The 20,872-nt window shown below is 60.4% G+C and carries 21 protein-coding genes; 11 read left to right on the top strand and 10 right to left on the bottom strand.

Features of this window, described 5'->3' with window-relative positions; all coding sequences use genetic code 11:
• Window positions 1-208 precede the first annotated feature (208 nt).
• On the top strand, window positions 209-1,333 hold the full coding sequence (locus ACXX81_RS05280; RefSeq protein WP_322214185.1) for a GNAT family N-acetyltransferase: 1,125 nt from the start codon (window positions 209-211) through the stop codon (window positions 1,331-1,333).
• A 12-nt stretch (window positions 1,334-1,345) separates the two neighbouring features.
• On the opposite strand, the gene aqpZ is transcribed toward ACXX81_RS05280, so the two are convergent.
• From aqpZ to ACXX81_RS05300, 4 genes are all read right to left on the bottom strand, one after another.
• Window positions 1,346-2,047: an aquaporin Z gene (gene aqpZ, locus ACXX81_RS05285; protein ID WP_458571323.1), complete on the bottom strand. Its 702-nt coding sequence runs from the start codon at window positions 2,045-2,047 to the stop codon at window positions 1,346-1,348.
• Between the two features lie 236 nt (window positions 2,048-2,283).
• Entirely contained in the window at window positions 2,284-4,116 is a 1,833-nt protein-coding gene (locus ACXX81_RS05290; protein ID WP_209983597.1) for an ABC transporter ATP-binding protein, read from the bottom strand.
• An 80-nt stretch (window positions 4,117-4,196) separates the two neighbouring features.
• Window positions 4,197-4,760, bottom strand: coding sequence for a peptidylprolyl isomerase (locus ACXX81_RS05295; protein WP_231421523.1), 564 nt, complete (start codon window positions 4,758-4,760; stop codon window positions 4,197-4,199).
• Between the two features lie 178 nt (window positions 4,761-4,938).
• Window positions 4,939-5,862, bottom strand: a complete 924-nt coding sequence (locus tag ACXX81_RS05300; RefSeq protein ID WP_003230476.1) for a PA3225 family LysR-type transcriptional regulator — start codon at window positions 5,860-5,862, stop codon at window positions 4,939-4,941.
• A 49-nt stretch (window positions 5,863-5,911) separates the two neighbouring features.
• Here ACXX81_RS05300 and ACXX81_RS05305 point away from each other — a divergent pair, with 49 nt between their 5' ends.
• Together ACXX81_RS05305 and ACXX81_RS05310 are read left to right on the top strand one after the other, a co-directional pair.
• A complete protein-coding gene (locus ACXX81_RS05305) occupies window positions 5,912-6,226 on the top strand; it encodes a 3-phosphoglycerate kinase (protein WP_209983593.1) in 315 nt (104 codons plus the stop codon).
• 405 nt (window positions 6,227-6,631) lie between these two features.
• Window positions 6,632-7,498: a carboxylate/amino acid/amine transporter gene (locus ACXX81_RS05310; protein WP_231421524.1), complete on the top strand. Its 867-nt coding sequence runs from the start codon at window positions 6,632-6,634 to the stop codon at window positions 7,496-7,498.
• 4 nt (window positions 7,499-7,502) lie between these two features.
• On the opposite strand, the gene ACXX81_RS05315 is transcribed toward ACXX81_RS05310, so the two are convergent.
• Window positions 7,503-8,783: a mechanosensitive ion channel family protein gene (locus ACXX81_RS05315; RefSeq protein ID WP_209983589.1), complete on the bottom strand. Its 1,281-nt coding sequence runs from the start codon at window positions 8,781-8,783 to the stop codon at window positions 7,503-7,505.
• 194 nt (window positions 8,784-8,977) lie between these two features.
• Here ACXX81_RS05315 and ACXX81_RS05320 point away from each other — a divergent pair, with 194 nt between their 5' ends.
• Entirely contained in the window at window positions 8,978-10,324 is a 1,347-nt protein-coding gene (locus ACXX81_RS05320) for a DEAD/DEAH box helicase (RefSeq protein WP_003230485.1), read from the top strand.
• A gap of 184 nt (window positions 10,325-10,508) precedes the next feature.
• Entirely contained in the window at window positions 10,509-10,910 is a 402-nt protein-coding gene (locus tag ACXX81_RS05325) for a transcriptional regulator (RefSeq protein WP_458571324.1), read from the top strand.
• A 113-nt stretch (window positions 10,911-11,023) separates the two neighbouring features.
• On the opposite strand, the gene ACXX81_RS05330 is transcribed toward ACXX81_RS05325, so the two are convergent.
• The 3 genes from ACXX81_RS05330 to ACXX81_RS05340 all read right to left on the bottom strand — a co-directional run bounded on the left by ACXX81_RS05330 (window position 11,024) and on the right by ACXX81_RS05340 (window position 13,061).
• Window positions 11,024-11,887 (bottom strand): DUF6279 family lipoprotein, encoded by an 864-nt coding sequence (locus tag ACXX81_RS05330; RefSeq protein WP_458571325.1) that lies wholly within the window; start codon window positions 11,885-11,887, stop codon window positions 11,024-11,026.
• Window positions 11,888-11,952: 65 nt separating this feature from the next.
• Window positions 11,953-12,675 (bottom strand): TorF family putative porin, encoded by a 723-nt coding sequence (locus ACXX81_RS05335; RefSeq protein ID WP_209983583.1) that lies wholly within the window; start codon window positions 12,673-12,675, stop codon window positions 11,953-11,955.
• A gap of 206 nt (window positions 12,676-12,881) precedes the next feature.
• Window positions 12,882-13,061, bottom strand: a complete 180-nt coding sequence (locus tag ACXX81_RS05340) for a PFL_1563 family small protein (protein WP_003193095.1) — start codon at window positions 13,059-13,061, stop codon at window positions 12,882-12,884.
• Window positions 13,062-13,384: 323 nt separating this feature from the next.
• On the opposite strand from ACXX81_RS05340, the gene ACXX81_RS05345 reads away from it, so the two are divergent.
• The 4 genes from ACXX81_RS05345 to ACXX81_RS05360 all read left to right on the top strand — a co-directional run bounded on the left by ACXX81_RS05345 (window position 13,385) and on the right by ACXX81_RS05360 (window position 16,599).
• Window positions 13,385-14,221 carry a CvfB family protein gene (locus tag ACXX81_RS05345; RefSeq protein WP_231421529.1) on the top strand — a complete coding sequence of 279 codons (837 nt, stop codon included), beginning with the start codon at window positions 13,385-13,387 and terminating at the stop codon, window positions 14,219-14,221.
• 53 nt (window positions 14,222-14,274) lie between these two features.
• Entirely contained in the window at window positions 14,275-14,673 is a 399-nt protein-coding gene (locus tag ACXX81_RS05350; RefSeq protein WP_458571326.1) for a DUF2177 family protein, read from the top strand.
• Window positions 14,674-14,871: 198 nt separating this feature from the next.
• Window positions 14,872-16,314: an NCS1 family nucleobase:cation symporter-1 gene (locus ACXX81_RS05355; protein ID WP_458571327.1), complete on the top strand. Its 1,443-nt coding sequence runs from the start codon at window positions 14,872-14,874 to the stop codon at window positions 16,312-16,314.
• 162 nt (window positions 16,315-16,476) lie between these two features.
• Window positions 16,477-16,599, top strand: coding sequence for a PA1414 family protein (locus tag ACXX81_RS05360; protein WP_015372621.1), 123 nt, complete (start codon window positions 16,477-16,479; stop codon window positions 16,597-16,599).
• Window positions 16,600-16,714: 115 nt separating this feature from the next.
• On the opposite strand, the gene ACXX81_RS05365 is transcribed toward ACXX81_RS05360, so the two are convergent.
• Window positions 16,715-18,097 (bottom strand): sodium:solute symporter family protein, encoded by a 1,383-nt coding sequence (locus tag ACXX81_RS05365; RefSeq protein WP_209983575.1) that lies wholly within the window; start codon window positions 18,095-18,097, stop codon window positions 16,715-16,717.
• A 128-nt stretch (window positions 18,098-18,225) separates the two neighbouring features.
• The gene (speB, locus tag ACXX81_RS05370; protein ID WP_322214179.1) at window positions 18,226-19,176 is read right to left on the bottom strand and encodes an agmatinase; all 951 of its coding nucleotides are present in this window, start codon (window positions 19,174-19,176) and stop codon (window positions 18,226-18,228) included.
• Between the two features lie 152 nt (window positions 19,177-19,328).
• Here speB and ACXX81_RS05375 point away from each other — a divergent pair, with 152 nt between their 5' ends.
• A complete protein-coding gene (locus ACXX81_RS05375) occupies window positions 19,329-20,225 on the top strand; it encodes a LysR family transcriptional regulator (protein WP_458571328.1) in 897 nt (298 codons plus the stop codon).
• A 3-nt stretch (window positions 20,226-20,228) separates the two neighbouring features.
• Entirely contained in the window at window positions 20,229-20,825 is a 597-nt protein-coding gene (locus tag ACXX81_RS05380; protein ID WP_209983569.1) for a tRNA-uridine aminocarboxypropyltransferase, read from the top strand.
• The last annotated feature ends 47 nt before the right edge of the window (window positions 20,826-20,872 follow it).

Below are 20,872 nucleotides of genomic sequence, written 5' to 3' on the forward strand. Positions count from 1 at the left end.
TTTGGTTAGAACCAGATGCTCTAAAAAACACGGCCAGTATTGCTGTCGTTTATGACGAAGTAGTGGCTAACTCATGTCGTCTTGATGACAAATGCCTTGTCCGTGGAACTATTGGTCTAGAGCCCTGTCCGCCGTTTTCGAGGTGTGAACAGTGCCGTGATGAGCGATACTCGCCAGGCTTATATGCCAACCGCCAGTGAGGATGCCGATGCCGTTGCAACGTCTGGACAACCTGTCCGAAATCGCCCCGTCGGTGTGGGATGCGCTGGTGCCGCAGGCTCAGCCGTTCGTGCGGCATGCTTTCTTGAGTGCGCTGGAAGACAGCGCCAGCCTGGGCCCGCAATCGGGCTGGCGGCCCGAGCATCTGCTGCACTGGGAGGGTGATCGACTGGTGGCGGCGTTGCCCAGTTATCGCAAGTGGCATTCCTACGGCGAATATGTGTTCGACCATGGCTGGGCCGATGCTTGTGCGCGTGCCGGCATCGACTACTACCCCAAGCTGCTCACGGCGGTACCGTTCAGCCCGGTAAGCGGGCCGCGCCTGCTGGCGGCGAATGCCGAGGACGGTTTCGAGCTGCTCAACAGCCTGCCGGGTTACCTGGAAATCGAAGGGCTTTCCAGTGCACATATCAACTTCACCGACGTGTTGGCCGATGACGCCTTGACCCGGCAGCCGGGCTGGTTGCAGCGCCTTGGTTGCCAATTTCACTGGCAGAACCGTGGCTACCGCGATTTCCAGGACTTCCTCGACGCCTTGAGCTCACGCAAGCGCAAACAGATGCGCAAGGAACGCGAACAGGTGGCGGGGCAGGGCATCGAGTTCGAGTGGCTGCACGGCCATCAACTGACAGAAGCGCAGTGGGATTTCGTCTACGCCTGTTACGCCAACACCTACGCGGTACGCCGCCAGGCTCCTTACCTGACCCGCGCGTTTTTCAGCCTGCTGGCCGAGCGCATGCCCGAGATGATCCGCGTGGTGCTGGCCAAACAGGGTTCGCGCCCGGTGGCGATGGCGTTCAGTCTGATCGGCGGCGACAGTTTTTATGGGCGTTACTGGGGCTGCCTGGCCGAATTCGACCGCCTGCATTTCGAGACCTGTTTCTACCAGGGCATGGACTACGCCATCGCCGAAGGCCTGCAACGCTTCGATGCAGGCGCCCAGGGCGAGCACAAACTGATTCGCGGGTTCGAGCCGGTGATCACCCGCTCGTGGCATTACCTGCGCCATCCGGGGTTGAAGAATGCCGTGGAGGATTTTCTGGAGAGGGAGCGCGTGGGGATTCTGGCGTATGCCGAAGAGGCGAGGTCAGCCCTGCCTTATCGGCAGGGCTGAACACGCCCGGTTTTAGCCTGGCGCCTCCTTGCCAAGCCATCGATACATCACGCCACCGATCACCGCACCCAGGATCGGCGCGAGCCAGAACAACCACAACTGCTCGATCGCCCACCCGCCCACCAGCAGGGCCGGGCCGGTACTGCGGGCCGGGTTGACCGAGGTGTTGGTCACGGGGATGGAGATCAGGTGGATCAGCGTCAGGGCCAACCCGATGGCGATGGGCGCGAGGCCCTTGGGCGCGCGTCTGTCGGTGGCGCCGAGGATGATCACAACGAACATCGTGGTCATCACCAGCTCACAGACAAACGCCGCCACCAGCGAATAACCGCCCGGAGAATGCTCGCCATAGCCGTTGGACGCCAGGCCGCCAGCCAATTCAAATCCTGGCTTGCCGCTGGCGATGAAGTACAACAATGCGGCGGCGACTGCTGCGCCGATGACTTGGGCGACAACATAGGCCGGCAACTCCCGCGCCGGAAACCTTCCGCCCACCACCAGCCCCACCGATACCGCCGGGTTGAGGTGACAACCACTGATAGGGCCGATCGCGACCGCCATGGTAAGCACCGTCAGCCCGAACGCCAGCGCAACGCCCAACAGGCCAATACCGACTGCAGGAAACGCTGCGGCCAATACCGCACTCCCGCAACCGCCCAACACCAGCCAAAACGTACCCAACCCCTCTGTGACTGAACGTTTGAACAAAGACATGCAGCCCGTCCTTGATAGATCTCTATCTAATCAGTAAATCATGATGCTCCCTGCAGATTTACTTCAGCGCCCCTCTGGGCACTGCACTGATTACAGCACGGTTTTGATACAAGTCCAGGGCATGAATAATCACCAGAAGCCCGTGGCTGCTGGGGTTTGATGCAGACGTTGTTGAGTGAATTCGATCAAATATGGGAGGGGGAGAGCCCCCTCACGTATTTTAAGAGATGTTTGCGTCAGTCGATTCCGACAAACCCACCCGTCTGGTGTTGCCACAGCCGTGCATACAGGCCGCCGTGTGCCAGCAGCTGCGCATGGCTGCCGCTTTCGGCAATCCGGCCCTTCTCCAGCACCACCAGGCGGTCCATGCGTGCGATGGTCGACAGACGGTGCGCAATCGCAATAACGGTCTTGCCCTGCATCAGGGTTTCCAGACTTTCCTGAATCGCTGCTTCCACTTCCGAGTCGAGTGCCGAGGTGGCTTCGTCCATGATCAGAATCGGCGCGTCCTTGAGCAGCACGCGGGCGATGGCGATGCGCTGACGCTGCCCGCCGGAGAGTTTGACGCCGCGCTCGCCCACATGGGCATCGAGCCCGGTGCGGCCCTCGGCGTCCGAGAGCAGCGGGATGAACTCATCGGCGCGCGCCTTGTGGATCGCGGCCCAGAGTTCTTCGTCGGTGGCGTCGGGCTTGCCGTACAACAGGTTGTCGCGGATCGAACGATGCAGCAGCGATGTGTCCTGGGTGATCATGCCGATCTGCTCGCGCAGGGTTTCCTGGGCGACTTCGGCGATGTTCTGGCCGTCGATCAGGATGCGTCCGCCTTGCAGGTCGTAGAGGCGCAGCAGCAGGTTGACCAAGGTTGACTTGCCCGCGCCCGATGGGCCGATCAGGCCGATCTTTTCCCCGGCCTTGATCTCAAGGTTCAGGCCGCCAATGATCCCGCTCTGCTTGCCATAGTGGAAATCCACCTGCTCGAAGCGCACCTCGCCATGGGGGACTTGCAGGCGCTGGGCGTTGTCGCGGTCGATCACGGCCAGGGGTTGTGCGATGGTTTTGAGGCCGTCCTGCACCATGCCGATGTTTTCGAAAATGCCGTTGACCACCCACATGATCCAGCCAGACATGTTGACGATGCGGATCACCAGGCCGGTGGCCAGGGCAATCGCGCCCACCGAGATGAGCGAGTGCGTCCACAGCCACAGCGCAAGGCCGGTGGTGGTGACGATCAGCAGGCCGTTCATGGTGGTGATCACCACGTCCATGCTGGTCACCACGCGGCTGGCCAACTGGGTTTTTTCGGTCTGCTCGATGATCGCTTCCCTGGCGTATTCCTGTTCGGACTGGGTATGGGCGAACAGCTTCAGGGTGGTGATGTTGGTATAGCCATCGACGATGCGCCCCATCAGTTTGGAGCGCGCCTCGGAGGAAATCACCGAGCGCTCCTTCACCCGTGGCACGAAGTAGCGCAGTGCCAGGCTGTAGCAGACGATCCAGGTCACCAGCGGAATCATCAGGCGCCAGTCGGCCTCGGCAAACAGCACCAGGGCGCTGATGGCGTAGATCGCCACGTGCCAGATCGCGTCCACGGCCGCCACGGCGGAGTCGCGCAGGGAGTTGCCGGTCTGCATGATGCGCTGGGCGATACGCCCGGCAAAATCGTTCTGGAAGAAATTGAGGCTCTGCTTGAGCACATAGCTGTGGTTTTGCCAGCGGATCAGGCTGGTCATGCCGGGGCTGATGGTCTGGTGCACCAGCAGGTCGTGCAGTGCGCCGAAAATCGGGCGCAGCAGCAGGGCGACCACGGCCATCCAGATCAACTCGGTGCTGTGCACCTGGAAGAAGTCGGCGGGTGGCGTGCCCTGGGCCAGGTCGATGATGCGGCTCAGGTAGCTGAACAGCGCGACTTCGATCAATGCCCCGATCAGGCCCACCACCAGCAAGGCGGCGAAGTGCGGCCATACCTGACGCAGGTAGTAAAGGTAAAAAGGCAGGACTTTATCAGGTGGGGCGGCGCTGGGCGCGTCGCGGAAGATGTCGATCAGTTGTTCAAAACGACGATAGAGCATGGGTTGACACCCGCCGGGCGGGCTCTCCTTTCAAATGCGCGCGCGGCCTTGTGGGCCGCGCACGGAACTCCCTGCAAACCTTAGTCGATGCGCTTGGCCGACTTGATCCGGACAGGGTCGATTGGCACGTTCTGCATGCCTTGCTGGGTGGTGGTCTGGGAGTTGACGATGACGTCGACTACGTCCATGCCCTTGACCACTTTGGCGAATACCGCGTAACCGGCATCGCGACCCGGGTCGAGGAAGGCGTTGTCGGCCACGTTGATAAAGAACTGGCTGGTGGCCGAATCCGGGTTGGAGGTGCGCGCCATCGCCAGCGTGCCGCGTACGTTATGCAGGCCGTTGCTGGCTTCGTTCTTGATCGGCGCTTCGGTCGGCTTTTGCGACATCTGCTGGGTGAACCCGCCGCCCTGGACCATGAAGCCCGGAATGACACGGTGGAAAATCGTGTCGGTGTAGAAACCCTTGTCCACATAGGCCAGGAAGTTCTTGGTGCTGATCGGCGCCTTGACCGGGTCCAGTTCGATTTCAATGTCGCCGTTGGTAGTGGAGATCAACACATGGGGGGGCTTGGCCGGCTGGGCCGCCATCAGGTTGGCGGCAAACAGTACGGAACCGGCAAAGAAGGCAATTTTTTTCAGCATGGGGTCAGTGATCCTGAGTGGTGGTGTCGAGTGGTCGTGTTCGGCGCTGGGACAGGGTTAGGACCGGTCATCCTGGCGCGTTGTTCCTGCCGATCCCGGCGCGCAATGGCGTCGAAGCGGGCGAGATAAGCATGTTTGTGATTGTTTGCCCAGCCTTGGGCCCTGGATGAACGCCTTTTCAGCTCTGCCTGGGCGCGGCAAAAGGCGCGTCCAGCGGCGCCGTGTCAAAGCTGCGCAGCAATTCAACCAGGATTTGCGTGGCCGGCCCGAGGGGTTTGTCCTTATTCGAGTACAGATAAAACGTGGGGTGGCGGCTGGCCCCCTGTTCCAAGGGTAGCTGCTTGAGCACGCCCTCGGCGATTTCGCGTTCGATCAGGTGCCGCGGCAGCCACGCAAAGCCCAGGCCGCTGCCCACGAAGGAGGCAGCGGTGGCCAGGCTGCCGACGGTCCAGCGCTGTTCGGCGCCGAGCCAGCCCACGTCGCGCGGCTGCTGGCGCCCGGAGTCGCGAATCACCACTTGCATCTGGCTTTCCAGGTCCTGGAAGCTCAGCTCGCGATTCATGCGGTGCAGGGGGTGATCGGGGTGGGCAACGGCAATGAATTCCACGTCGCTCAGTTCGGTGCCCAGGTAACCGGCAATGCTGAAGCTGCAGATCGCGAGGTCGGCCACGCCTTCAATCAACAGCTCTTCGACGCCCGACAGCACCTCTTCACGCAGACGCACGCGGCAGCCACGGCTTTGCGGCATGAACGCGGTCAGCGCGCGCACCAGACGCGTGTTGGGGTAGGCGGCATCCACCACCAGCCGCACTTCGGCTTCCCAGCCTTGTTCCATGTGGTGGGCGAGGTCTTCCAGTTGGCTGGCGTTCTTGACCAGTTGGCGGGAACGGCGCAGCAGCACCTCACCGGCGTCGGTGAGTACGGCCTTGCGCCCGTCGATACGCAACAGCGGCACGCCGAGCTGGTCCTGCATGCGCGCCACGGTGTAGCTCACCGAGGACTGCGATCGGTGCAGCGCTTCGGCGGCCTGGGCGAAGCCGCCGTGGTCGACCACGGCCTGCAGCGTGCGCCATTGATCAAGGGTAACGCGGGGCGCTTTCAAGATGGGTTCCTCTTGTCCTAAGCTGACAGTCCTTATTGGAGACTGCCGAATGAGAAAATTGTGTTGTGTGCTGCTCGCGCTGCTGCCGATCAGTGCGTTTGCCTACCCTATCGATGTGAGCAAGAAAATCGAAGGCGTAAGCATCGATTACACGGCGTCGGACGTGGACGCCGACATCAGCTCGATCCAGTTGAGCAACTACGGCAGCAACGACGCGGTGTGTTCGGTCATCTTCACCAACGGTCCGGAATCGCCGCGCCGCCGCACGGTCACGGTGCCGGCCGGTAAAAACACCCACACCACGGTCAAATTCAACCGCGCGATCATCAAGATGCGCATTGCCCTGGCGTGCAGCCCGAAATAGAGCGTCGACGGCGCTTGCTCTGCTTATAAACAACTTTATAGATGGGTTATAGCAGTTTTTTGCGCTTTTTTATCGAGTGGGCCCTGGTTAATCTCCATTCCATTGTCTGACAGCATTTGCAGATGGAGCCTACAAGCACACATGCCACGTTCTGATCATTGAAAGCTGCGGCCATCAGGGCGCGGTTTGCTCGGGTCGCCTGATCCTTTAATCGTCAGATAATCGCGCGCTGTTTACATGGCTCCACGCAAACCCTTCAAGTACGCGTACGAACCTCCCTTTGCACTTGTTGCTCCTGAGTGCTCCTGCCCGACTGCCGCTTTAGCGAGGTCGGGTTTTTTTTGCCCCGAGTTTCTTCAAGCGTCGAAAACCTTTACTGTCCCGCCCATTCGAAACGAGGCGCGCATGGGCTATCTACTGATTGTCACCCTGATTCAGGCATTTTCCTTCAGCTTGATCGGCGAATACCTCGCCGGTCACGTCGACAGCTACTTCGCAGTGTTGGTGCGCGTGGTGCTGGCCGGCTTGATCTTTCTCCCGCTGACCCGCTGGCGCTCGGTGGAGCCGGCCTTCATGCGCAGCATGCTGGTGATCGGCGCGTTGCAGTTTGGCGTGACCTATGTCTGCCTGTACCTGAGCTTTCGCGTATTGACGGTGCCGGAAGTGTTGCTGTTCACCATCCTCACGCCGTTGCATGTGACGCTGATCGAAGATGCTCTCAACCGGCGCTTCAACCCGTGGGCGCTGGTGGCGGCACTGGTGGCGGTGGCGGGCGCAGCGGTGATTCGCTTCGACCAGATCACGCCAAACTTCCTGATGGGTTTTCTGCTGCTGCAACTGGCCAACTTCACCTACGCCGCCGGGCAGGTCATGTACAAGCATTTGGTGGCGCGTTATCCGAGCGATCAGCCGCACTACCGGCGTTTCGGTTATTTCTATCTGGGGGCGTTGCTGGTGGTGCTGCCGGCGTTTCTGCTGTTCGGCAAGGCCGACTTTTTGCCGCAGGCGCCGTTGCAGTGGGGCGTGTTGCTGTTCCTGGGTCTGGTCAGCACCGCGCTGGGCATGTACTGGTGGAACAAGGGCGCGTGCCTGGTCAATGGCGGCACGCTGGCGGTGGTCAACAACCTGCATGTGCCGGTGGGGCTGTTGCTGAACCTGCTGATCTGGAACCAGCATGAGCCGCTGGGGCGCCTGGCGTTGGGTGGGTTGGTGATTCTGGCGGCGGTGTGGATCAGCCGGCTTGGTATTCGCAAAGAGCCGGCTCACCCCTGAAACGTTAGAGGGCGCTGTTTTCCTGCGCAGGCAGTGGGCTGAACACGCCTGCCCGCAGGTCATTGCCGCTTGGCTGCTGATACAGGCTCAAGCCGAATTCCGGCAACACCGCCAACAGGTAATCAAAAATATCCCCCTGGATCCGTTCGTAATCCGCCCACGCGGTGGTGCGGGTAAAGCAGTAGATTTCCAGTGGCACGCCCTGGGCGGTGGTTTGCATCTGGCGCACCATGCAGGTCATGTTCGGCTGAATGTCCGGATGGCTTTTCAGATAGGCCAGGGCGTAGGCGCGGAAGGTGCCGAGGTTGGTCATGCGGCGACGGTTGGCCGACAGTTGCGCGCTGTTGCCCTGGGCCTCGTTCCAGGCCTTGAGTTCGGCCTGCTTGCGGCTGATGTAGTCGGTGAGCAGGTGAACCTGGGTCATGCGCACTTCTTCGTCATCGCGCAGAAAGCGCACGCCGCTGGCATCGATAAACAGGCTGCGCTTGATGCGGCGCCCGCCCGAGGCCTGCATGCCGCGCCAGTTCTTGAACGACTCCGACATCAGACGCCAGGTGGGGATGGAGACGATGGTTTTGTCAAAGTTCTGCACCTTGACCGTGTGCAGGGTGATGTCCACCACATCGCCGTCGGCGCCCACCTGAGGCATCTCGATCCAGTCGCCCACGCGCAGCATGTCGTTGCTGGTGAGCTGCACGCTGGCGACGAATGACAGCAGGGTGTCCTTGTACACCAACAGGATGACCGCCGACATGGCACCCAGACCGGACAGCAGCAACAGCGGCGAGCGGTCGATCAAGGTGGCGACGATGATGATCGCGGCAAACACGAACAACACCATTTTGGTCAACTGCACATAGCCCTTGATCGAGCGGGTGCGGGCGTGTTCGGTGCGCGCATAGATGTCCAGCAACGCGTTGAGCAGGGCGCTCACGGCCAGCGTCATGAACAGTATGGTGATTGCCAGGGACACGTTGCCGATAAACAGGATGGCGGTCTTGCTCAGGTCCGGCACCAGGTACAGGCCGAACTGGATCACCAGGGACGGCGTCATTTGCGCCAGACGATGAAACACTTTGTTGTGCCGCAGGTCGTTGAGCCAGTGCAGGGCCGGTTGCCGGCCGAGCAGCTTGACCGCGTGCAGGATCAGGTAACGTGCCACGCGCCCGAGCAACAGGGCCACCACCAGCAATACCAGCAGGCCGAGGCTGGAATGCAGCAACGGATGCTCGTCGAGGGTGCCCCAGAGATCTTGCACGTTGCGCCACAGCTGTTTGATATCCATGGGTAAAGCCGATTCCTCTGTAAGACAAGACGTGGCCGATTAGAGCATTTAAGTGCGCTGAAGTTGACGCTATGGACAAATACACTCACAAAAAAGCTGCCGATTAGCACTGTTCGCGTAAAGAAACTCGGTTTGGACGCCCGAAACCGTTACCCTATGCAGCTGATATTTTGTATTTCTTCGAGGTAGCACCCGTGTTTTCCCAATTCGCCCTGCACGAACGCCTGCTCAAAGCCGTGGCCGAGCTTAAATTTGTCGAGCCAACGCCTGTGCAGGCAGCGGCCATTCCGCTCGCGCTCGAAGGGCGTGACCTGCGGGTGACGGCTCAAACCGGCAGTGGCAAGACCGCCGCTTTCGTCCTGCCGATTCTCAACCGCCTGATCGGCCCGGCCAAAGTGCGTGTCAGCATCAAGACGCTGATCCTGCTGCCCACCCGCGAGCTGGCCCAGCAGACCTTGAAGGAAGTGGAGCGCTTTTCGCAGTTCACCTTCATCAAGTCCGGCCTGATCACCGGCGGCGAAGACTTCAAGGTCCAGGCCGCGATGCTGCGCAAGGTGCCGGACATCCTGATCGGCACGCCGGGCCGCATGATCGAGCAGCTCAACGCCGGTAACCTCGACCTCAAGGAAGTCGAAGTGCTGGTGCTCGACGAAGCCGACCGCATGCTCGACATGGGCTTTGCCGACGACGTGCAGCGTCTGGTCAGTGAGTGCGTCAACCGTCAGCAGACCATGCTCTTCTCCGCCACCACCGGCGGCTCGACCCTGCGCGACATGGTCGCCAAGGTGCTGAACAACCCTGAGCACTTGCAGGTCAACAACGTCAGCGACCTGAACGCGACCACGCGTCAGCAGATCGTCATGGCTGACCACAACGTGCACAAGGAACAGATCCTCAACTGGTTGTTGGCCAACGAGACGTATCAGAAGGCCATTGTGTTCACCAACACCCGCGCCGCTGCCGACCGCATCTACGGTCGTCTGGTGGCCCAGGAATACAAGGCGTTCGTGCTGCACGGCGAAAAAGACCAGAAGGACCGCAAACTGGCCATCGACCGTCTGAAGGCGGGCGGCGTGAAGATTCTGGTCGCCACTGACGTCGCCGCGCGCGGCCTGGACGTGGATGGCCTGGATATGGTCATCAACTTCGATATGCCCCGCAGCGGCGATGAATACGTGCACCGTATCGGCCGCACCGGGCGTGCCGGCAACGACGGCCTGGCGATCTCGCTGATCTGCCACGGCGATTGGAACCTGATGTCGAGCATCGAGCGCTACCTCAAGCAGTCGTTCGAGCGCCGCACTATCAAGGAAGTCAAAGGCACTTACACTGGGCCGAAGAAGGTCAAGGCATCGGGCAAGGCTGTTGGCGTGAAGAAGAAAAAGACCGACGCCAAGGGCGACAAGAAGAAAGCCGGCGCCAAGTCGCCGACCAAGCGCAAGATTGCCAATCGTCCGAAGACCGACAATCTGTCTCTCGTCAGCAAGGATGGCATGGCCCCGCTCAAACGTCGCAAGCCGGAAGCGCCGGCTGCGGAATAACGCGCTGGCAACAAAAAAAACCGGACAATGTCCGGTTTTTTTATGCGCGATGATGTGCGCCTGGCGCCGGGAACGTCTGGAAACTTCAGGAAAATGGCGTCTGTCCATTCGGCTGAACGCAGAGTGATGCTGTGGGTCACAGCTTTTACGGGCTACTTTTCAACGGCCTGCAGGAGGAATCAGGATGACGACTTACAACTGGGATCTGATCGAACGTTTGCTGCACGAAGTGCAGAACGGCGAGGGTAGCTTTGCTCCGCGCAAATACGCCGCGCAGGAAGCTGCTGGCAAGGCCATGGCGGGCGAATCGGTCGGCAACCTCGATGCGCTGAAAGAAACCGCTGCGGATTATGAAGCGCTGTTGCTCAAGCGCGGGTTCATTGAATCGCGCCCGGAGGCAGAGGGTGGCAATGGCGAGAATTTTATTTTAACGCCACGGGGTTCGAGCCTGCTGTCGCTGATCGACAGTGCCATTCCCGGCGAACGCGATACGCGCCAGGTCTTGGACGAACAGGTAGATGCGCTGGATGAGGCAACTTTCGAAAAAGTGGCTTCCCAAGCCGCGATTGCCGGTGGTGCGATCTGAAGGTCATGCCCGACCCATGTGGGAGTGGGCTTGCTCCCGATAGCGGTAGGTCAGTCATCAATAGGCTGACTGATACCCGCAATCGTTAGCAAACCCCATCCCACACATGGTTATCAGTTGGCTGCCTTCAGGCACTTCAATGCTTTGAAATCACCCCGCACACCGTCGATTTTTTGCGTGAGCTTGATTCGCTGTTGTGCGGAACTCTGCGCCATCAAATCCACGATCAGGCTGCGCGCCGCCGCTTCCGTCTGGGCATAGGCTGCGCGGTATTCCGGCGTCCACAAGCTTTCGCGGTCCACCAGCAATTGCTGCACCTTCTGTGGGAAATCGGCACTCTGGCGTTGCTTCACGGCGTCGATGAGCTGGGCCTGCCAATGGGCGCGATTGCCGATCCAAGCGCTGTTCTGATCACCCAGTTCCGTTGACCAGGCCATCACGCGGTTCTGCTGGCTGGCGCTGAGCGGTCCCATCCAGGCATCCAGGCGTTTGTTCATCCGCTCGGCGCGCTCCTTGATCTGCTGGGTCAGTGGCGGCTTCAGGTATTCGTCCTGGCGTTTGCGCAGGTCCTTGGCCAGGGCGTCGTTCATCTCCTTGACCTGTTGATCATCCAGCCCCTGCAGCAGTTGAATCGCCGATGGCGTGATCTCCCGCGCGACGTCGGCGATCGCCTGTTTGGCTTCGACAGTTCGTGCTTGCAGCGCTGCATCGGTGACCTGATTGTCATCGACCATCTGCTGCATGCGATCCAGCCAGTCCAGATAACCCGGCAACTGCGTGGTGCAATGCCAGGCCAGGTGCTGCTTGAGGGTGTCGTTGAACCAGCTCTTCTGCCCGGCATTCATGTCCAGGTAGTCGTTGAGGGTCCAGGGGATGATCACGTCGAGATTGCGGTAGGCCAGGCCCACGCGATTGCAGCCGGCGAGCACCAGGCCGAGCGTCAGCAGTACCACCAGAAGTTTGAGCCGGCGTAGCATGGGCGGGTCCTTGCGCAGAGGGGTTCACGTATCTGAACCTGCGCGAGGCGCGACAGTTCAGCCCATTAATAAAACGAGCGGGCGGCCTTCAAGGTCAATAGGCCATCGCATTGCGAGTTGTGTCCGGAGTAGGCCGAACAGTCGCCGCCGCTAAGGCTGGAGTCGCTGTAGATCAGGTCCAGATCGATGCCTTTCCATGCCCTGGAAAACTGTACCGACCAGTCACTGAAGCTGCGGATCGAGCCGTTGTCCACCGCGACCGGGGTGCCGAGTTGATGGGTGGTGTACTTCATGCTGACACCGATGCCGAAGGGCTGGGTGCCGGTGAGGTCGGCAAACAGCGTGCTGTCCTGACGGTCGGGGTCGTTGCTGAAGGAGGCGCCGAAACGGTTGCCGAGCAGGTTGAGGCCGCCGTAGAACTCCTGGCTGTCGAGGGGGCTGAGCGTGGGGTAGCTGTAGTGGATCAGGCCGACTTCGTAGCCCAGGGTCTGATCGAAAGGGTGTTTGAAGCCCATGTACGAATCGACTTCGAGGTCGCGGGACGACGATAGCCCCATATTCGGCGAAAATTGACCAAAGTACAGGCCGCTGTTGTGGCTTAAATCCAGGCCGCCGTGGAATGAGTCGCTGCCGGGCGAGGTGGGCTTGACCAAGCCCTGAGCCATGGAGCGGCTGGGCGTGGTGCCCAACTTGAGGTCGAAGTCTCCCCATTCGCGCTGAAATATCTGCGCTTCGGCGAGCGGGCTGGCGATCAGGGCGCTGACCAGAAAAATGCATGGTTTGAACATGCTTCACTCCATGAAAAGCGAGGAGCAGGACGGACGAAATCGGGCAGATGCCCGTGCTAGACGTGTGCAAGCATAACGGCGAATGATCGGCGATGAGGCCCGTTCGTCGATTAGCGCAGTTTGAGGTAAAGCAGGAGGGTGTCTCGGATTCCAGTCCTAGCGCCTTGAGGACAAGACGCGTAGGGACCAGATGTGCTGCGCGGGTGTTACTTCTTGCCCAGGCTGATCTGCTTGGACGGGCCGAAAGTCTGGCCGCTCACGCCCTTGGCAATTTGCTGGATTTCGCCGCCGGACTTGAGGAAAGCAGCAATCTGGCTGTTGATCGATTCGCTGGTTTCAACGGCGGGAGCTGGCTTTGCTTTGCTGTTGGATGCTTTTACACGCATGGCGGCCACTAACCTGTAGAGAATTAACTTGGCCAGGCATCGTACAGGAAATACTTGACAATTGCTTGGCAAATATCCCCCGGAGGCTGAGTGTCAGGCTGGTAATGGAGGCCCATTAATCCCCGAATTAAACGGCTAACTTACTGTTTTAAATAGAATCAACAGGCTGGACGGTGCCAGGTAGCGCGCCAGCATCCAGCGAAGTGATCAGACGAGCGGGCTGCGACAGTGGAACGCCATGCCTGCCCGCGATTTTCGAGGGCCACGCGCGTGCCGGTCTCAACTCGGGTAGAATGCCGCCCACGTAATGAGGGTATTTGGAAATGGCTTTAGTCGGGCGCTACAACAGCTTGCAAGTGGTTAAACACACTCACTTTGGTTTGTACCTGGACGGTGCGCAGGATGGCGAAATCCTCTTGCCCAATCGGTATATCCCCAAGGATATTCCCAGTGAAGATGAAGACTGGCTTAACGTTTTCATTTATCTGGACAGCGATGACAAACTTATCGCCACGACGGAAAAACCCAAAGTTCAGGTTGGCGAATTCGCCAGTTTGAAAGTCGTTGAAGTGAATAGTATTGGTGTGTTCCTCGATTGGGGGCTGCCCAAGGATCTGTTGCTGCCATATTCGGAAGAAAAACGCCAGTTGACCGCGGGTGAATACTGCGTGGTGCACGTCTACCTCGACAAACACACCCGGCGCATTACCGCCACCGCACGCCTCGACCGCTACCTCGACAAGACGCCGGCCAATTACCAGGTGGGCCAGGAAGTCGACCTGCTGGTGGCTGAAGCGACCGACATGGGTTTCAAGGCGATCATCAACAACAAACACTGGGGCCTGATTCACAAGAATGAGGTGTTCAAGTTCCTGCGCCCTGGCAAGGAAGAGAAGGGTTTCATCAAGGAAATTCGCGCCGATGGCAACATCAGCCTGAGCCTGCAGCCGGTCGGCCAGGAAGCGGCGTCGAGCCTCAACTCGAAGATTCTCGCCAAGTTGCGCGACAACAACGGCACGTTGCCGGTCAGCGATAAAAGTGATCCTGCGGTTATCAGCAACTTGTTCGGCGTGAGCAAGGGCAACTTCAAGAAGGCGATTGGTGCGCTCTATAAACAGGGCCAGATCGTGATTCACGCGGATCGCATTGAACTAAGCTGAGCGCGGTTTGCTCTAGCTGTAGGAGCACACTCGCTCCTACAAGGTCCTTCGTGATGTCCAAGAAAACGCTGTTTGCCTGCCTCGGCACCCTCGTTGCCTTTCTGATTCTCGACGGCCTGTGGCTTGGCGTGCTCATGGGGCCTACCTACAAATCCCTGCTCGGTTCGCTGATGCTTGATCAGCCGCGCGTGCTGCCCGCTGTGCTGTTCTATGTTCTCTACGCCATTGGTTGCGTGGTGTTCGTGGTGCTGCCCAGCGCGAGCTGGCAGCGCGCCGCGCGCATGGGCGCCTTGCTCGGACTGGTGGCCTACGGCACGTACGACCTGAGCAACTGGGCCACCTTGCAGGGTTGGTCCGCCGGGCTTGCGCTGATGGATATGGCCTGGGGCACCTTCCTGACGGCAATCTGTTGCACGGTAGGGTTCCTGTGTGCACAACGAGTGCACCGGTGATTGTGTACAGAATTGATCTGCACCGTTGTTGAGCGCGGCTCCCGCAGCTAAAGCGCCATGTATCCCTTTGGAGCGCCGTTCCAGAGGGATTGTGTGCTATTGGCACGCAATCTGCTGACTACCTCGTATACAAACCATGCCGCCTCCCGTATGCACCCTGTTACGGATGCGCAGGCCGGTATTTCGAGGAGCCAAGCGATGACCGAACAATTGCCCAAAGGCTACAGCCCACGCCTGTACAACCAGGACCTGGGCCCGCTGCCGCAGAAATGGACCTGGTACAACATCTTCGCCTTCTGGATGAGCGATGTGCACAGCGTCGGCGGCTACGTGTTCGCCGCCAGCCTGTTTGCGCTGGGCCTGGCCAGTTGGCAGGTGCTGATCGCGTTGCTGGCCGGCATTTGTATCGTGCAGTTGATCGCCAACCTCGTCGCCAGGCCGAGTCAGCAGGCTGCGGTGCCGTACCCGGTGATCTGCCGGCTGGCATTCGGCGTATTCGGGGCAAATATTCCCGCAGTGATTCGCGGCCTGATTGCGGTGGCGTGGTACGGCATTCAGACGTACCTGGCGTCCAGTGCCTTGATCATTGTGGTGCTGCGCTTTTTCCCACAGATGGCGGTATATGCAGAGCCGCACTTCGCGGGCCTGTCTTACCTGGGCTGGTTTGGTTTCCTGACGTTGTGGGTGTTGCAGGCGGCGGTGTTCTGGGCCGGGATGGAGTCGATCCGTCGTTTTATCGATTGGGCGGGGCCGGTGGTGTATGCGGTGATGTTCGCCCTGGCGGGCTGGATCGTGTGGAAAGCGGGCTGGAGCAACATCAGCTTCGCCCTGGCCGAAAAGTCCCTGTCGGGCTGGCAGGCATTCGGTCAGGTGATCGTGGCGACTGCGCTGGTGGTGTCTTACTTCTCCGGGCCAACACTGAACTTTGGCGATTTCAGCCGTTACTGCCGCAGCATGCAGGATGTGCGGCGCGGCAACTTCTGGGGGCTGCCGGTAAACTTCCTGGCGTTCTCCCTGGTGACCGTGGTGATCGTCTCGGGGACTTTGCCGGTGTTTGGCGAAATGCTGCATGATCCGATCGCCACCGTCTCGCGCATCGACAACGACATGGCCGTACTGCTGGGCGCCTTTGCCTTCGTCACCGCGACCATCGGTATCAATATCGTCGCCAATTTCGTATCCCCGGCATTCGATTTCGCCAATGTCGCGCCGAGCAAAATCAGCTGGCGCGCCGGCGGAATGATCGCTGCAGTCGCGTCGATTTTCATCACGCCATGGAACCTGTTCAACAACCCGCTGATGATCCACTACACCCTGGATATCCTCGCGGCATTCATCGGACCGCTGTTCGGGATTCTGCTGGTGGACTTCTACCTGATCAAAAAACAGAAAATCGACGTGGATGCCCTGTTCGATGACAGCCCGAGCGGGCGCTATTACTTCGACGGCGGAGTGAACTGGACGGCGGTAAAAGCGCTGGTGCCAGCGACGCTGGTGGGGGTGGCGATCACCTTCACGCCGGCATTGCAGGGGATGGCCAACTTTGCCTGGTTCACCGGGTGCTTCCTGGGCGGGCTGTTTTTTCTGATACTGGCGCGCCGTGAGCAGGTAAGGGTTGGCGCCCCGATAGTTGCCGGCTAACCCTCAGCGTGTGATAGCTTGAACGAAGCGTCAGGATCCGGATCCATTCAGTAATAGTTAGTTGTGGTTTCGTTCAAGCATTACGTAGGACTTAGGGCTACTATCAGTGTAGGAAACGGCGACATATATCCGCCGACTCGCACACCCTCAAGGGGGGCAACCATGAAAGAGAAAATCCACAACTGGCTCCATGACCTCGGCGTGGCACTCGGTTTGATCGAGCCACCCCTGCAACCGGTGCCGATCCGCACCGATGACGAGCAGCGTCGTCCGCGTCGCCGCTAAGCATTAATGTGTGGGAGCGGGCTGCTCGCGAAGGCAGTGTGTCAGTCGCTGAAAGGTTGACTGATACACAGCCTTCGCGAGCAAGCCCGCTCCCACATTTACGTTGTGCTCGTGGTTAAACCACGCGAACCGCAGCCGCCTGCGGTTTACGCGACAACGCACTCATCCCCACAAAAGTCACCAAACCCACCGCCAGGCTGTAGTAGATCGGCGTGTTCGCATCCAGCCCATCCTTGAACATGAACACCAGTGCGGTCAAAAAGCCCAACGTCATGGAGGCAATGGCCGCCGATGTGGTCGAACGTTTCCAGAAAATTGCCCCCATCAGCGGGATCAGCATGCCGCCCACCAGCAGGTTATAGGCCAGGGTCAGCGCGCTGATCACATCGCTGACCATCAACGCGATAGCCAGCACCGCCGCCCCGGTCAGCAAGGTGAACAAACGGTTGATGCCCAGGCTCGACTGCCTGCCGCCGCGCAGGCGTGGCAGCAGGTCTTCAGTGAGGACGGTGGACGCCGCGAGCAGGCTGGCGCTGGCGGTCGACATCATCGCCGCCAGCGCCGCAGCGATCACCAGGCCGCGAATGCCGTCCGGCAGCGACAGTTTGACGATGGCGGCAAATGCGTTGTTGACGTTATCCAGGTCGGGGATCAGCACATGCGCCGCCATGCCGATCAGGGCGCAGGCCAGACCGTAGAGGATGCAGTAGAAGCCGGCGAATGTGCCGGCGTATTGGGCGACCTTCGCGTCACGCGCTGTGAACACTCGCTGCCAGATGTCCTGGCCGATCAGGATGCCGAAGAAGTAGATCATGAAGTAGGTGATGATCGTGTCCCAGCCGATTGCCGTGAAGCTGAAGCTCGAAGGGGGCAGGCGGTTCACCAGTTCATCCCAGCCACCGACGCGGTACAGGCAGATCGGCAGCAGGATGAACATCAGGCCGACGGTCTTGATCACGAACTGCACAATGTCGGTCAGCGTCAGCGACCACATGCCGCCGATGGTCGAGTACACCACCACCACACCACCGCCCAGCAACAATGAACTCCAGAAGGGCAGGCCGAACAAGACCTGCAGCACGGTGCAGATCCCCAGCACCGACGTCACGCCCAGCATCACCGCGTAGGCCAGCATGATCACCGCGCTGGCCTGCCGTGCCATGGGGTTGTAGCGCTTTTCCAGAACCTGGGTGACGGTGAATATCTTCAGCTTGAGCAGCGGCTTGGCCAGGAACAGGTTCAGCGCAATGATCCCCATGCCCAGCGCAGCGCACAGCCAGAAGCCGGAGATGCCGTGTACGTAACCCAGGCGCACGGTGCCGACAGTGGACGCGCCGCCCAGCACCGTGGCGGCCATGGTGCCCATGTACAGCGACGGGCCCAGGTTGCGCCCGGCCACCAGGTAATCTTCATGGGTCCTGGCACGGCGCATGCCGTAATAGCCGAGCACGAGCATGCCGGCGGCGTAGATGAGTACGACGAATAAATCCAAAGCCATGACGGCGGTTCTCCGATTATATTTTTTGTGGGCGAGCTGGCGGCAGACGGCTGCGCAAATACGCAAAGCAAGAATCAGGTGCCTCGAGGTCTACGGCCCCGTTGGCAGTCAGTGCACGAGTGCACTCATCAGCGGCGTGCCACGCCAGGCAGCACGCAGAGCATCTCGTACAGCAGGTTGGCGCCCAGCAACGAGGTGTTGCCGGTGGTGTCGTAGGGCGGTGAAACTTCTACCAAATCACAACCAATCAGGTCGAGGCCCTGGCAGCCGCGGATGATTTCGATCGCCTGGATGGTGGTCAGCCCGCCGATTTCCGGGGTGCCGGTGCCGGGCGCCCAGGCCGGGTCGATGCCGTCGATGTCGAAACTCAGGTACACCGGGCCGCCGCCGACTTTCTCGCGTACTTCGTCCATCAACGGCGCGAGTGAGTGGTGCCAGCATTCTTCGGCCTGCACTACGCGAAAGCCCTGCTTGCGGCTCCAGTTGAAGTCTTCGGCGGTATAGCCCTGGGCACGCAGGCCGATCTGCACCACGCGGTCGCAGTCGAGCAGGCCTTCCTCGACAGCGCGGCGGAAGGTGGTGCCGTGAGCGATTTTCTCGCCGAACATATGGTCGTTGACGTCGGCGTGGGCATCGATGTGCACCAGCCCGACCTTGCCGTATTTCTTGTGGATTGCCCGCAGGATCGGCAGCGTGATGGTGTGATCGCCGCCCAGGGTAAGAGGAATCACGTTGTGTTCGAGGATGTCATCGTAGGCGTGTTCGATGATGCGCACAGCGTCCAGCAGGTTGAAGGTATTGATCGCCACGTCGCCGATGTCCGCTACCGACAGCGAATCGAACGGTGCGGCGCCGGTGGCCATGTTGTAGGGGCGGATCATCACCGACTCGGCGCGGATTTCACGCGGCCCGAAGCGGGTGCCGGCGCGCAGCGAGGTGCCGATATCCAGCGGCACGCCGACAAAAGCGGCATCCAGGCCTCTGGCCGTTGGCAGGTGCGGCAGGCGCATCATGGTGGCGATGCCGGCGAAGCGCGGCATTTCGTTGCCGCCCAGTGGTTGATGGAAAATCTTGTCCACGCGAGTGCCTCATCGTTTTAGTGTGTCAGGGGGCCGATTCTGCGAAAAGCCAGCGAGGGGAAGAATCGCCAGCGGCAAATACTTAGTTCAGATTTTTCTAAACTGATGCCGGCGGTTAAACTCGCTCGATTGTGTGTGCCTCTGGAGACTCCATGGCCAGCGCCTTGCCCGACCTGAAACTCCTGCGCATCTTCGTCAGCGTCGTGCGGCACCAGGGGTTCGCCACTGCCCAGCACGAACTCAACTTGTCCACCTCGGCCATTTCCACCTACATGAGCCAGCTGGAAGCGGCGTTGGGCCTGGTGCTCTGCCATCGTGGCCGGGGCGGGTTCAGCCTCACCAGCAAAGGCGAACTGTTTCATCAGGAAACCCTGCGCCTGCTTGGCGAACTGGAAGGCTTCGAGCAATACGCCGCCGCGCTGAAGGGTGAATTGCGGGGCACGCTCAGACTTGGCGTGCTCGACTCCACGGTCAGCGACAAGGCCCTGCCGTTCGCAGACGTGATCGGCGCCTACAGCCTCGAACACCCTGCGGTGCACCTGCACCTGTCGGTGATGAGCCCCTATGAACTGCAGCTCGGTGTGCAGGACAATCGTCTTGACCTGGCCATTGGCGCTTTCTCCACCCGTATGAGCGGGCTGATCTACATGCCGCTGTACCGCGAGCAGCACTGGTTGTATTGCAGCACACGTCATCCCCTGTTCAGCGAGCGGCGTATCCCCGAACAGCTGATCACCCAGCAGCGCATGGTCGGGCGCGGTTACTGGAGCCAGGCGGAGCTGGCGCGCCACGGCTTCAAGCACAGCGCCGCCACCGTGGAAAGCATGGAAGCGCAGCTGATCCTGGTGCTGTCCGGTGCCTATATCGGTTACCTGCCCGAACACTATGCCCAGGCGTGGGCCGACAAGGGTGACCTGCGCGTGCTGTTGCCCGCGACCTTCGGTTACCAGGCGCCGTTCTCGATGATCATACGGCGCGGTCGCAGCCGCGAGCCGCTGATCCAGACTTTCCGCGACCTGCTCAAGGCGCAGCTCAACCAGGCCCGATAAATCATGTCCAGACCCCAATGTTCCCGTTGCCTCAGGCCTGCCAGCCATTGCCTGTGCGCGCTGATCCCCAGTCTGGACAGCCGCACCCGCGTGTTGCTGTTGCAGCACCCGAGTGAGGTCAACCATGCGCTCAATACTGCGCGCCTCGCGGCATTGGGTCTGAATAACGCGCAGCTGCGGGTGGGCGAGGTGTTCGATGATCTGGCGACCTTGTTGAACCCGCCCGGTTATCAGGCGCGGCTGTTGTTTCCGGGCGACGATGCCCAGCCGTTGCAGGCCTATGTGCCGAGCGATCAGCCGCTGTTGCTGGTGGTGCCCGATGGCACCTGGCGCAAGGCGCGCAAGCTGCTGCACCTCAACCCGTTGCTGGCGGCATTGCCACGGGTCACCCTGGCCGAGGGCGGCGTGTCGCGCTATCGGTTGCGCAAGGCGCCGGGGCCAGGGGCGTTGTCGACGGTGGAGGCGATTGTGCAGGCACTGCAGGTGCTGGAAGCACCGCAGTCGTTCGAGCCATTGCTCAAACCCTTCGAGGCACTGATCGAAGGGCAGATTGCAGCGATGGGTCCAGCGGTTTTCGAAAGAAACCACGGCGCTACATAGCTACCGGGCCTGGCGCCAATCACGGGATAGGCTGGGCTTTTCAGGAA

The sequence above is a fragment of the Pseudomonas sp. GNP013 genome (genome assembly GCF_054343995.1).